The 12296-nt window shown below is 56.3% G+C and carries 14 protein-coding genes and 1 pseudogene; 14 read left to right on the top strand and 1 reads right to left on the bottom strand.

Translation table 11 applies throughout. The features are described from left to right. Nucleotides 1–83: 83 nt before the first annotated feature. The 14 genes and pseudogenes from istB (at nt 84) to phnP (ending at nt 11695) form a co-directional block, all read left to right on the top strand. A pseudogene (gene istB / locus P1S59_13550) lies at nt 84–572 on the top strand (IS21-like element helper ATPase IstB). Between the two features lie 578 nt (nt 573–1150). Then, nucleotides 1151–2029 carry a phosphonate ABC transporter substrate-binding protein gene (gene phnD / locus P1S59_13545; GenBank protein MDF1527263.1) on the top strand — a complete coding sequence of 293 codons (879 nt, stop codon included), beginning with the start codon at nt 1151–1153 and terminating at the stop codon, nt 2027–2029. Nucleotides 2030–2117: 88 nt separating this feature from the next. After that, nucleotides 2118–2900, top strand: a complete 783-nt coding sequence (gene phnC / locus P1S59_13540) for a phosphonate ABC transporter ATP-binding protein (protein ID MDF1527262.1) — start codon at nt 2118–2120, stop codon at nt 2898–2900. Then, nucleotides 2863–3663 carry a phosphonate ABC transporter, permease protein PhnE gene (gene phnE / locus P1S59_13535; protein MDF1527261.1) on the top strand — a complete coding sequence of 267 codons (801 nt, stop codon included), beginning with the start codon at nt 2863–2865 and terminating at the stop codon, nt 3661–3663. The genes phnC and phnE (P1S59_13535) overlap by 38 nt, the downstream gene beginning before the upstream one ends. Continuing rightward, nucleotides 3664–4449: a phosphonate ABC transporter, permease protein PhnE gene (gene phnE, locus P1S59_13530; protein MDF1527260.1), complete on the top strand. Its 786-nt coding sequence runs from the start codon at nt 3664–3666 to the stop codon at nt 4447–4449. Then, a complete protein-coding gene (gene phnG / locus P1S59_13525) occupies nt 4446–4922 on the top strand; it encodes a phosphonate C-P lyase system protein PhnG (protein MDF1527259.1) in 477 nt (158 codons plus the stop codon). Before phnE (P1S59_13530) ends, phnG begins: the two co-directional genes overlap by 4 nt. Continuing rightward, a complete protein-coding gene (gene phnH / locus P1S59_13520) occupies nt 4919–5515 on the top strand; it encodes a phosphonate C-P lyase system protein PhnH (protein MDF1527258.1) in 597 nt (198 codons plus the stop codon). Before phnG ends, phnH begins: the two co-directional genes overlap by 4 nt. Beyond that, nucleotides 5503–6615 carry a carbon-phosphorus lyase complex subunit PhnI gene (locus P1S59_13515; GenBank protein ID MDF1527257.1) on the top strand — a complete coding sequence of 371 codons (1113 nt, stop codon included), beginning with the start codon at nt 5503–5505 and terminating at the stop codon, nt 6613–6615. Before phnH ends, P1S59_13515 begins: the two co-directional genes overlap by 13 nt. After that, nucleotides 6612–7517: an alpha-D-ribose 1-methylphosphonate 5-phosphate C-P-lyase PhnJ gene (locus P1S59_13510; protein ID MDF1527256.1), complete on the top strand. Its 906-nt coding sequence runs from the start codon at nt 6612–6614 to the stop codon at nt 7515–7517. Before P1S59_13515 ends, P1S59_13510 begins: the two co-directional genes overlap by 4 nt. Then, nucleotides 7514–8344: an ATP-binding cassette domain-containing protein gene (locus P1S59_13505; GenBank protein MDF1527255.1), complete on the top strand. Its 831-nt coding sequence runs from the start codon at nt 7514–7516 to the stop codon at nt 8342–8344. The genes P1S59_13510 and P1S59_13505 overlap by 4 nt, the downstream gene beginning before the upstream one ends. An 8-nt stretch (nt 8345–8352) precedes the next feature. After that, nucleotides 8353–9081, top strand: coding sequence for a phosphonate C-P lyase system protein PhnL (gene phnL / locus P1S59_13500; protein ID MDF1527254.1), 729 nt, complete (start codon nt 8353–8355; stop codon nt 9079–9081). Beyond that, nucleotides 9078–10232 carry an alpha-D-ribose 1-methylphosphonate 5-triphosphate diphosphatase gene (locus P1S59_13495; protein MDF1527253.1) on the top strand — a complete coding sequence of 385 codons (1155 nt, stop codon included), beginning with the start codon at nt 9078–9080 and terminating at the stop codon, nt 10230–10232. The genes phnL and P1S59_13495 overlap by 4 nt, the downstream gene beginning before the upstream one ends. 9 nt (nt 10233–10241) lie before the next feature. Next, complete coding sequence (phnN, locus tag P1S59_13490; protein MDF1527252.1) at nt 10242–10829, top strand: phosphonate metabolism protein/1,5-bisphosphokinase (PRPP-forming) PhnN; 588 nt, start codon at nt 10242–10244, stop codon at nt 10827–10829. Between the two features lie 95 nt (nt 10830–10924). Next, nucleotides 10925–11695, top strand: coding sequence for a phosphonate metabolism protein PhnP (gene phnP / locus P1S59_13485; GenBank protein MDF1527251.1), 771 nt, complete (start codon nt 10925–10927; stop codon nt 11693–11695). Nucleotides 11696–11827: 132 nt separating this feature from the next. On the opposite strand, the gene P1S59_13480 is transcribed toward phnP, so the two are convergent. Further along, on the bottom strand, nt 11828–12296 hold a 469-nt coding region (locus tag P1S59_13480), incomplete at its 5' end, for a type I restriction endonuclease subunit R (GenBank protein ID MDF1527250.1).

Raw genomic sequence — 12296 nt, 5'->3', positions numbered from 1 at the left:
AGCGCTCCGCCTCTTACACGGAGAGGATACACCTTAAGTTCAAAGGAAAGTGGTCTTGACATTGGGGTCCACTGCACCTCTCACTGGCGGGGTGCCAATGGGTCAGTAAGGCCCAGAACCTCATCATCACAGGGCCCACAGGCGTTGGAAAAACATATCTGGCGTGTGCCTTGGCCCATAAAGCGTGCCTGGAAGGATACTCAGCCCTCTACAGGCGCATGACAAAGATGTTCGAAGAACTTGCCATAGCCAAAGCGGACGGCAGGTATCCAAAACTGATGATGACATGGGCCAAAACCAACCTCATCATCCTCGATGATCTGGGTATGGCGCCCATGAACTCCAGCCAGCGACACGACCTGCTCGAACTCATGGAAGACCGGTACGGACAAAAATCAACCATCGTCACAAGCCAATTACCCGTCGAAGCGTGGCACGAGGCCATTGGGGATCCGACCATCGCCGACGCCATTCTCGATCGGATCATACACAACGCTCACAAAATCAATCTGAAAGAAGAATCTATGAGAAAACAAGCAAATCCATTGCACCAAACTGAACACTTAGGGTAAAAAGAAAACACCAGCGTCGCTACGCTCCGACTACTGTTCAGTTTGCCCTGGATTCAGTGTGCAGTTTCAAGCGGAACAGGTGTTCAGTTTCACCGGAATAGGCGATCAGCTGAGCAAAGGGAGGACAGAGCCTAACCAAGCGGTGGAGCCGCCCTTGACTTTCCCCCGCTAAAGTAGACACCTTCACCTAACGGAGGATCAGGTCGAGGGACGTAGTTGCAGAGTTGCACAGATGTGGTCGGGAGGGGACAATCCCCTGACGGACAATACTTGCAATTCAACCTGTTTATTTATCTCGCCTCCTGGCAGAGATGAGGTAAACGTCAGCCCCCCGGGGTTACCCCCAATTTTCCCCACCGTGGCACAAGGGTTTTTCGAAAAGTGTGAAAGGCGAGAACGAACCCCACCGGGGTGCCCCACCGGGGTGCCAGACAAGCCAACCAGTGGAGGTGAATATTTAACCAATTTGTAACGCATGCGGCACACAAAGCTAACATGAGTCGCGTATTTTCATTTGCCATGACATGCTTGGGCGGTCTGAACATGTCTAGATAACTAGACCAGATAAGGAGAGAAAGATGAAAGTGTTTATGAAGAAAATCGGCGCGTTTTGCGCGGGAGTGGCGGCATTCACGATGCTTGCGGTTCCGGCTATGGCCGGGGGACTCATCATGGGCTTGATCCCTGCCGAGAACAACGAGGAGATGGTCAAGCAGTTCGAGCCGATGCGGGCCTATCTCGAATCAAAAACCGGCCAAAAAGTGAAAGTGTTTACCGCCACCGATTATACCGGCGTTATCGAGGCGATGCGCAAGAAGCGAGTCGATATCGCCTGGTTTGGTCCTCTGTCCTATTACCTCGCCGAACAGGAAGCTGGCGCGGAGGCCTTCGCGGCCGGTATCCGCAAGGGCAGCGACTCCCACACCTACAAGAGTATTTTTGTCGTTCCGGGTGACAGCGCCATCAAGACTATTCAGGACCTGAAGGGCAAAAACGTGGCCTTTGTCGACCCTGCTTCCACTTCTGGAGGGTTGATGCCCACATTCATGGTGAAAAAGGCCACCGGCATGATGCCTCAGGAGTTCTTCGGCAAATTCACCTATGCAGGCTCCCATGACGCCGCAGAACTGGCGGTCAAGAACAAAACCGTGGATGCCGCCGCCGACAACGACATCACCTACGGCAAAATGTTGAAAAAAGGCCTGATCACCAAGGAAACGAACCGTGTTCTGCTGGAATCCGATCCCTTGCCCGGTTCACCTCTTTGCTACCGCAAGGATCTTCCCGAAGATCTGAAAGTCAAGATCCGGGATGCGATTCTGGGTGCCCATAAGGACATCCAGGTCACGGGCTACGGTGAGTTGAGCCATTACGTCGCCGTAACTCCTGCTGACTACCAGGTCGTCCGGGACATGGTGCGGGAGCTTGGGTTGAAGAAAAAGAAATTGCTTAAGTAATTCCACAGCAACTCGCTCAGACAACAAATTACGGATGCAGCGCCGCGCGAATGCGGCGCGACATCCTTCTTTATAAGGAGGCCAGCAAATGGCAAGCATTTCCCTGCAAGGGGTTACAAAGAAATTCGGCAATGGTTTTCAAGCATTGCACGGCGTTAGCGTTGACTTCGCGCCAGGTAGCCTGACGGCTATCATCGGGCCTTCAGGAGCGGGCAAATCCACCATGCTTCGGATGATCAACGGGCTGGAGCTGCCGACAAGCGGCGAGGTGAAAGTGGCGGATCGGGTCGTCAACCGATTGAATCTGAGAGAGGTGCGCGGCGACGTGGGGATCATCTTCCAGCATTACAATCTCGTGAGCCGCCTGTCCGTCATGACCAACGCACTGACCGGCAGGTTAAAATACCGCTCCTGGGTGGGGAGCATGCTGTATCTCTTTCGCAAAAACGACATGGATCACGCTTTTCAGGCCCTCGACCGGGTAGGTCTGCTTGATCGCGCCTGGGATCGGGCCGACAGGCTTTCCGGCGGGCAGCAACAGCGCGTGGGGATTGCCCGGGCGTTGGCGCAACAGCCCCGGGTTCTGCTGGCCGACGAGCCGGTTGCAAGCCTTGATCCGGTGACCAGTGAAGAAATCATGCAACTCCTGCGGGAGATCTGTGACCGCGACGGAATAACCGTTATCGTCAATCTGCATCAGGTGGATCTGGCCAAACGTTTTGCCTCCCGGGTCATCGGTGTGAATGCGGGGCAAATCGTTTTTGACGGTCATCCCAATGAACTTGATCAGCGCACACTTGACCAAATCTATCACACCAAGAAGGAAGCCAATGATGAACAACAGCCTGCCCCTTTGCTGGCCTACGCGTAACGGGCTTCCATCTTTCGCGGTCGTGATTTCTTTCGTTGTCGTCAGCAGTTTGTTGGCCTGGGCCGCTCCCATCGCGGAAATCGACCCTCTGCGTCTGGTGGCGTCCATTCCCCGCCTCCTGAGCTTTCTTGGCAACATTCTCGTCATGCCGGACGTTGAGTATTTGCCCGAACTTTTGAGGAAAATGCTGGAGACCATCGAAATGACGCTGCTTGCCACGAGCATAGCCCTGGTAATCAGCCTGCCCCTTGGCTTTCTTGCGGCGAAAAACACCAGCCCCCACCCGGTGGTTTTCCACGTTACGCGAAGCTTGCTTTCGTTCATGCGGGCATTGCCGGAATTGGTCTGGGCGCTGGTTTTCGTCTCGGCGGTCGGCCTCGGCCCACTCCCTGGCGTCATGGCCCTGTCATTCGTGACGGTCGGCTTCATGGGCAAGTTTTTTGCCGAGAGCATCGAGGTGGTCGATGCCAAACCCATTGAAGGGGTCGAGGCGCATGGGGCCGGATGGCTTCAGGTCCGAACCTATGCCTACCTCCCCCAGGCCATGCCTGATTTCATCGGTTCGACGCTGTACATTCTCGATCACAATCTCCGCGCTGCGGCGATTCTTGGTCTGGTCGGGGCGGGTGGTGTCGGCTATGACATGGTCATGGCGATGCGACTGTTCGATTATGACCGAATCCTCGGCATCGCTTTGGGCATATACCTCATCGTAGCTTTGCTGGATCGTCTATCCGGCCATTTCAGGGCGAGGGTGATTTAAATGAAAAAACTCTCAACGCCACCCCCAAAAAAACCGTTCAACCCTGCGCCGATCTGGTTCTCCCTATGGATTGCCCTGCTGTGGCTGATCGTTTTCGACCTGGATATTTCCTTCCATACGCTGCTCTATGGCGTGGAGGACATGGCTGAATATTTCAGCCGCTATACGGCACCGGACTTTTCGGAGTTGTCTAGATATCTACAACTCATGGCCCAGACCATCGCGACGGCCTTGTGGGGCACGCTCATCGCGTTCATCACGGCTTTTATACTGGCCCCTTTCGCGGCGCGCAACCTGACGCCCGGCAGGGTGACATACCGGATTGCCCGCGAAACACTGAATCTTCTCCGCGCCATGCCCGATCTGTTGCTGGCTCTTATTTTCGTGGCGGCCCTGGGTCTCGGCCCGCTTCCCGGTGCATTGGCCCTTGGTGTTCATACCGCCGGATTCCTGGGGAAATTTTTCGCCGAAAACCTGGAGCGTATCGACAAGGGCGTTGTCGAGGCGGTCCAGGCGACCGGCGCGAGCAGAAGTCAGGTTGTGATGTATGCGGGCTGGCCTTCCATTCTGCGCGAAGCCATCGGCTTCACCCTCTACATCATGGACCGGAATGTCCGCATGGCCTCAGTGCTTGGTTTGGTCGGAGCGGGCGGCATAGGTCTCGCCCTCCACGATACCTTACGACTGTTCAAGTACGATGAATCCGCCGCCCTGATCCTGGTGATTCTGAGCGTCATTCTCGTTTTTGATTATTTTTCAACCTGGTTGAGAGGAAAACTCACATGACCGATTCCACATCATATCCACGCCGTGACTGGCCGCGTTTATTTTTATCACTGCCGCCGCAACAGATTACAGAAGCTGTGCGAACCCTTACGGAGCCGTGCCGGGTCGATGATCAGGCCCTGCCCCAGTCGGGTCTGGCGCTCCTGCAATTGCGCGACGGGGCGTTGGCGGAACCCTATTACATCGGGGAAACTCCGCTGTCCCGCGCCCAGGTCACGGTCATCGATAAAAACGGCAAAAAGGGCGCGGGCGCGGCCCAGATTCTTGACGACCGGGCGAGCCTGGCGAGAGACGTCGCCATTTTGGACGCCATGCTCGCCAACCGATTGAACGGACACGAAACCATCGAGCATTTACTTGAGGAAGGCGCGCTTCGACTCGCGCGTAGCGAAGCTTCGCGTCGTGTGATCCTTGACCGCACCCGCGTGGACTTCGCTCTGCTGGAAGAAACCGCTGAGGACGATGAGATATGAAGATTCAACCAATCTGCAAACCACAATCATCCGTATGGGAACCAGCCATACAGCAAAAGGCTTTTCGCCAACTGATGAACGCCTTCGCCTTCCCCGGCTCGCTTGAAACGATGCTGCCGGAGGGTCAAGGCCATGACAACATGGTACTGCGCCTGATTCTGGCGACTCTGACCGATGGAGAAGTAACCGTCGCCGATCCGCATTATTTGATTGACGACCAGGACTGGCCGAAACTCGAAACAATCAAGGAAGCACCGGAAAAGGCGAGATTCATTGTCGCTCGCGGCGATGTCGCCCCGAAGTTTTCCCCCGCTCTTGGTTCTCTAGAATGCCCCGAGATGGGAGCGACCGTCATCCTGGGCGTTACCCACATCGGCCGGGGCGAATCCCTGATCATGCGAGGCCCCGGGATTCAGTCCGAGAATGAAGTCGCCTGCTCGGGGCTCAACCCGGAATGGATGAGCAAACGAAGCGGGTGGAACGGAGCGTTTCCGCTGGGCGTGGACATGATTCTCTTTGATGCGGCAAGTGTCATCGCCATCCCCCGTACCACGCGGATCACGATAAAGGAAGGACAGTCATGGGATATGTAGCAATCAAAGGGGGCGGCATCGCCATCAAGGGTTCATTGGAAGCGATGGAAGCACTGCGCACCGCCGAAGGGGAACAAGGCGTTCCTCTTTCCCTGTCCGCCATCGAGAATCAACTGCGTCTGCTCACGTCCCGCATCGTTTCCGAAGGCGGGCTGTATCATCCGCGCCTTGCCGCCCTGGCGATTAAACAGATGCAGGGAGATACCCTTGAGGCGGCCTTTGCCCTGCGCGCCTACCGCTCCACCAAGCCACGTCTGCTGGCCACTCCGGTACAGGAAACCAATCGCATGCGCGTCATACGCCGCATTTCCAGCGCGTTCAAGGATATACCCGGCGGACAGATGCTGGGTGCGACCTTTGATTACGCGCTACGGCTCATGCGCATCGATCTGGCGGACGAAGCTCCCGATATTTTTCGCGGAATCGCCGCCAAATTCATGGGCGAAACCCCGACCAGCGCCCTGCCCGAAACCTTTTCCAAGGTTGTGGATGCGTTGCGAAACGAGGGTCTGCTGCCCCAGGACCCCGCCCGCGCCATCGAGCCCTTCGATATCACACGGGAACCGCTCATTTTCCCCATTCCCCGCTCGGCCATTCTGGCGAGCATGGCGAGGGCGGAGACCGGCTCCCTGCTGGCCCTGGCCTATTCCAACATGCGCGGCTATGGCGATGTCCATCCGACCATCGCCGAGCTGCGCGTGGGCTACCTCCCGGTTTTCCTGCCCCATCCAATAACCGGAGAAGAGATTGAGGCCGGGGAAGTGCTCATCACGGAATGCGAGGTGGTTGCCATGTACGAAAACAGCGACAACAAGAGCAAGCCGGTGTTCACGCTCGGCTACGGAGCATGCTTCGGACACAACGAAACCAAGGCGATCAGCATGGCGATATTGGATCGCGCCCTGCAAAAAGGGATGAAGGAAGGTCCGGCGAATCCGTCCGAAGATCCGGAGTTTGTTGTCCTGCATATCGATGGCGTTGATTCCATGGGTTTCGCCAATCATTACAAGATGCCGCATTACGTGACGTTCCAGTCGGACATGGATCGGTTGCGCACGACACAAGCGAAAGCGGAGCAAAAACAAGGAAACGAAAAATGAACCCATATTATGAATTGCCGCAGGACGAAGCGGGATACAGCTTCGGTTTCCTGGATGAATACGCAAAGCGGGAAGTGAGACGCAACATTCTCAAGGCCATCTGCATCCCCGGATATCAGACCCCCTACGCCTCCCGTGAAATGCCGATGGGACGTGGTTTCGGCACGGGTGGCCTGCAACTGACCCTGAGTCTTATCGGTCGGGGCGACACCCTGAAAGTCATCGACCAGGGAGCGGATGATTCGGTGAACGCGGTCAATCTGCGCCATTTTATCGAGTTGACCTGCCCTGGCGTGGACACCACGGAACGTACACAGGATGCGACCCTCATTCAATCACGTCACCGCTTCCCCGAAATGCGGATGACGAGTGCGCAAACCCTGGTGTTGCAGGTGCCATATCCAGATCCGCTGGTCGTTGTCGAGCCTTCGGAAGCACGGCGCAAGATCATGCACGGCGAGGGAGATTATTCGCGGCTGCTGACCAAACTTTATGAGGACATCGTCCATTTCGACGAAATCACCATCTCGCACCGCTATCCCACGCGCATCAACGGGCATTACGTGCTTGATCCCAGCCCTATTCCCCGGTTCGATGTACCGAAGCTTCACCAGTCGCCCGCGCTGATTCTGTTCGGGGCCGGTCGTGAAAAAAAGATATACGCGGTGCCGCCCTATACCAACGCGGAACCCCTGGTCTTTGAGGACGTACCGTTCAGGACGGAGGACTTTTCCGACGCACAGGGGCGGCGGCGATCCTGCCACCGTTGCGGCGCGACGGATTCTTTTCTGGATGAATTCACCAACAATGACGGCGAGCGGATCTATCAATGCTCCGACTCGGATTACTGCCATCAGCGGTTGTCCACGCAACACAGTGCCGTAAATGAGGCTTCGCGATGAAAAAAAATCTTGGAGTAAAAAACCTTGGCAAGATTCACGGCTCCGGGTGCCCTCGCTGCCTTGAAAGCACCGGGCCGGACGCGGGCAGCAACATCTGCTCCCACTGCGGCTCCGTTGTGGCCGCCGCCAATATAAGTTTTGATCTGCATGCCGGAGAAATTTTCGGCATCATGGGCGAATCAGGCAGCGGCAAATCAACCATCGTGAAAATGCTTTTTTTCGATGAAGAGCCATCACTTGGTGAGGCCGTTTTTTTTGATGACGAACGCCAGTGGGACCTGTTCAGCGTAAACGCCGCCGAGCAGAGGTGGCTGCGCAATCATCGTTTCGGCATCGTCTATCAAAACCCCCATCTTGGACTTAATTTCAATTTTTCAGCGGGCGGCAACATCGCCGAGCGGCTTCTCATGAGCGATCTTGCCCATTACGGCCAAATTCGCGAGCGGGCTCGCGATCTGCTGACCCGCACCGAGGTCATGCCCGAACGGATGGATGAATCCCCGAAAAAGTTTTCCGGCGGCATGCAACAACGGGTTCAGATCGCCAAGGCGTTGTCCACAAGCCCCCCTGTCCTCTTTCTGGATGAAGTAACCACCGGCCTCGACCTGTCGGTCCAGGCCAGGATTCTCGACCTCATTCTGGAAATCCAACAGGAACTCGGCACGGCAATGATCGCGGTGACCCATGATCTTGGAGTCATACGCTTGCTGGCGACTCGTACAATCGTCATGAAAAACGGACGAATCATCGAGGCAGGGTTGACGGACCAGATACTTGAAGACCCCCAGCACGCCTATACCCAGCAGCTTATAGCGTCCGCATTATAAGGAGCACCATGGTGAACACACCGATTTTGACAGTTGAAAAATTAAACAAGCGATTTTTCCTGCACGAGCAGAAAACGTTCATTCCTTCCTGCGCCGAGGTCGACCTGACGGTTTGCGACAAGGAGATGACGGCCCTGGTGGGGCCGACCGGCTGCGGGAAATCATCCGTTCTGAAATGCGTCTATCGCACCTATCTTCCGCGCGACGGCCGCATCCTCTATCACGCCGAGGACGGGCATACCACCGATCTGGCGCAGGCGTCGGATCACCGGATACTGGAGCTGAGGAAGCGTGATATCGGGTTTGTGACCCAGTTCCTCCACTGTCTGCCGCGAAAGGCCACTTTGGATGTGGTCGGGGAGCCGCTGGTCGTTCGAGGCGAGAAAAAAGCAGCGGCCCGTGACGCCGCCGCCGATATTCTGCGTCTTCTCAATGTCCCGGAGCGCCTCTGGCATGTGCCGCCCGCCACATTCTCCGGAGGAGAAAAGCAACGGGTCAACCTGGCGCGCGGGCTCATTTCAAGACCGCGTCTGCTCTTGCTTGACGAACCCACGGCAAGTCTTGATCCGGCGACCACCGAACGCGTCATCGATCTTCTTTCAGCCATCAAGGCCAAGGGAGTCGCCATGCTGGCCGTTTTCCACCACCCCGAACTGGTCCGCCGACTCGCGGACCGGGTCGTTGAACTGACGCCTCAAGGGGCGGAATTTCATACAACAGAGGGAAATATACAATGAAGCGAACTTTGCTGATCCATGCCCGGGTGGTTTTCCCAACCGAAGTGCGTGACGACATCGCCGTTTTAATAGAGGACGGCCGCATTGCCGCCCTTGATCCGGATGATACGAGAAATACCGAAATTATCGATCTTTCCGGGAGGCTTCTTATCCCCGGCATGATCGACCTGCATTGCGACGCGCTGGAAAAGGAAATCGAACCAAGGCCAAACGTGCACTTTCCCCTCGATTTTGCCTGCGCCCAAGCGGACAAACGCAACGCCGTGGCCGGTATTACGACGGTATTTCACGCCCTGTCTTTTGCCAATCATGAATTGGGAGTGCGCAACAACGTCTTCGCCGCAGAGATCGCCCGCGCCGTTCAAGCCTGGCAACTCCATGCCCTTGTCGATAATCGGGTGCATGTCCGCTATGAGGTCACCGATGACACCGCACCCCCGGTTTTGTCTGAACTCATCGAAAACGGCGATGCCCACATGATGTCCTTCATGGATCACAGCCCCGGTCAAGGCCAGTTCCGCGACGTGGAGACCTACCGCGATTACCTCGCCCGCACCTACAAGACCGACGAGGACTCGCTTGACTCCATCATGACACGCAAACTGGCGGCCGCGCAGGGAGCCATGGAGCGCATGAAGGCCCTGGCCGAGCAGGCACGGAAGCATAATGTGTCCATCGCCAGCCATGACGACGACTCGCCGGACAAGGTCACCACTGTACAGGGGCTGGGCGCGGTCATTTCCGAGTTCCCGATCAATCTGGAAACCGCCCGCGCAGCTCGCGAAAAGGGTCTCTCCACCCTTTTCGGAGCGCCCAATATCCTGCGCGGAAAATCCCAGTCGGGCAACATGCGGGCTCTCGACGTGGTCGAGAGTGGGGTGGCCGACTGCCTCTGCGGCGACTATTCCCCAGCGGCGTTGCTGCCATCCATCATGCGTCTTCCAGCCCTTACGGATATTTCCCTCTGCCAGGCAGTGGCCATGGTGACCGTCAATCCTGCGCGCGCCGCAGGCCTGGCTGATCGCGGAGAGATAGCGATTGGCAAGCGCGCGGATCTTGTTGTCGTAAAGATGCTCGGCTCTCTGCCGCAGGCGGAAAAAGTCTGGGTGGGAGGTACCTCCATACTCTCAGCGTATTTTGATCATGCGTGAGGGGCTGCAATGAAAAACCGACTCATGTACGTCATGGGGGCATCGGGAAGCGGTAAAGACAGCCTGATGCGTTACGCCCGGGAAAAACTTGCCAGGCACCCCAATATCGTTTTCGCCCATCGCTATATCACTCGTCCTGCGGACGCCGGAGGAGAGAACCATGTGTCGCTCTCCCCGGACGAATTCGCCTCGCGCGCGGCGGCCGGGCTATTCGCGCTTCATTGGCAGAGCCACGGCCATCATTACGGGATCGGCATCGAAATCAACCAGTGGCTGGCAAACGGCGCGACCGTAATCGTGAACGGTTCACGCGAATATCTGCCCCACGTGGTCAGTCGCTATGGAGATGTGGTGCCGCTCTTGATCGAGGTTTCCCCGGACGTGCTCCGGGAACGGCTCCTGAGCCGGGGCCGCGAGACCAGAGAACAGGTCGAAAAACGATTGCAGCGTCACCAGGTTTTTGCAGACGCCTTCGTGGGCTGTCTCAAGGTCAATAACGACGGACAGCTTCACGAAGGTGGTGATACGTTGATTGGTCTCATCCTGCATTATTCCGTGAATGACTGTTTACAGTCCGACATGTGTATTTGTTCATGAGCACACTGAACTCAGACATTCATCCAACATCCGGGGAAATTGATCCAGGACATGACACCTTGGATGAGCCGAAGACACGGAACAACACCGATGGTTTGCGTTTAGTCTTGCTGGGAACGGGCGACGCCGGCGGTGTGCCGCTTTATGGCTGCCATTGTCCGGCCTGTGAACGGGCAAGGCTCGATCCGCGTTTCATTCGGCGGCCAAGCACGGCGCTTGTTGAAACAGGCGGAACACGACTCTTGATCGACGCGGGATTGACCGATCTTGCCGAACGTTTCCCTGCGGGGACGCTATCATCGATCCTGCTCACCCACTATCATCCCGATCATGTTCAGGGTCTGTTTCACCTCCGATGGGGCATGGGGAAGCAGATTGATGTCTGGTCCCCTCCCGACCCGGAAGGTTGTGCCGATCTGTATAAAAACAGCGGATTGCTGAGGTTTCACTGGTTACAGAAATTCGAACCGACTCTGATGGGTGACGTGACGGTTACCCCTGTGCCGATGATTCATTCCAAAATAACCTTCGGCTACTGCCTAGAAGCAGGCGGTGCAAGGATTGCGTATCTTTGCGACACCATCGGCCTGCCGCCCGACAGCACGAAGTTTCTGAAGCAGTGGCGGCCTGATTGCATAGTCCTTGACTGTTGTTATCCACCCCAGGAAAGACCACCGCGCAATCACAACGATGTGAAACGCGCCCTGGAATGCGTGGACGTCATCGGAGCCCGGAAGGCGATCTTCATCCATTTGAGCCATGAACTGGACCTGTGGCTGATGGAGCATGACAAGACCCTGGCCGGGCACATTCTCATTGGCTATGATGGATTGACCATCGATTTACCAGAACGTGGAAACGTCTGATGAGAGTGGATCGCATGTTGTTTCAGAGGGGGTGACGGTGGCGTGAAGAAGGATATCAAACATGATTCGCATTCGTAACGTCCATGGTGCCCCCTATCTGCTTCTGCCAGTCTCGCCGTCATCATCATGTCCTCAGATCAGGCCGAAGAAACGCTCGAAGAACGCACCCAGCTTGTCCAACACCGTTTGCTTCTTCACCGCATGGCCGTTGTTTTTGTTGAACCTTGAAACCGGCGGCAGAATCTTCGTGATGGCGCTGCCGGTGACCGGGATCGCGCCGTCCCGGAACGCGTTGTCAACAAACGCCTTCGTCTCGTCTTCGTTGAGACCTTCATCCGCGATGATCCGGTCAAGTTCCTCCGCCTTTTTGGTGGTAATGAATGCGACCCATTCCGCATCGACCTTGGCGCTCACAGAGACGGAATCCACAAACTGTTCGATGAGGTCTTTTTTGTTGCGCAAGCTGGGGCTGGCATTGATCGCACGTTCGATAGTCGCCCGAATCTCTTTGTCTTCGCCCGAGCCTTTCTTCTTCAGGTACTTTTCGACCAGCATCAGGATGTAATCAACGTTGATCTCGACCTGCTTGATCAGCTCGATC

The sequence above is a fragment of the bacterium genome, from assembly GCA_029210965.1.
Lineage (GTDB): Bacteria > BMS3Abin14 > BMS3Abin14 > BMS3Abin14 > BMS3Abin14 > JALHUC01.
The sequence above is the reverse complement of the archived record's forward strand: the minus strand, read 5'-3'. Positions and strand labels throughout refer to the sequence as shown.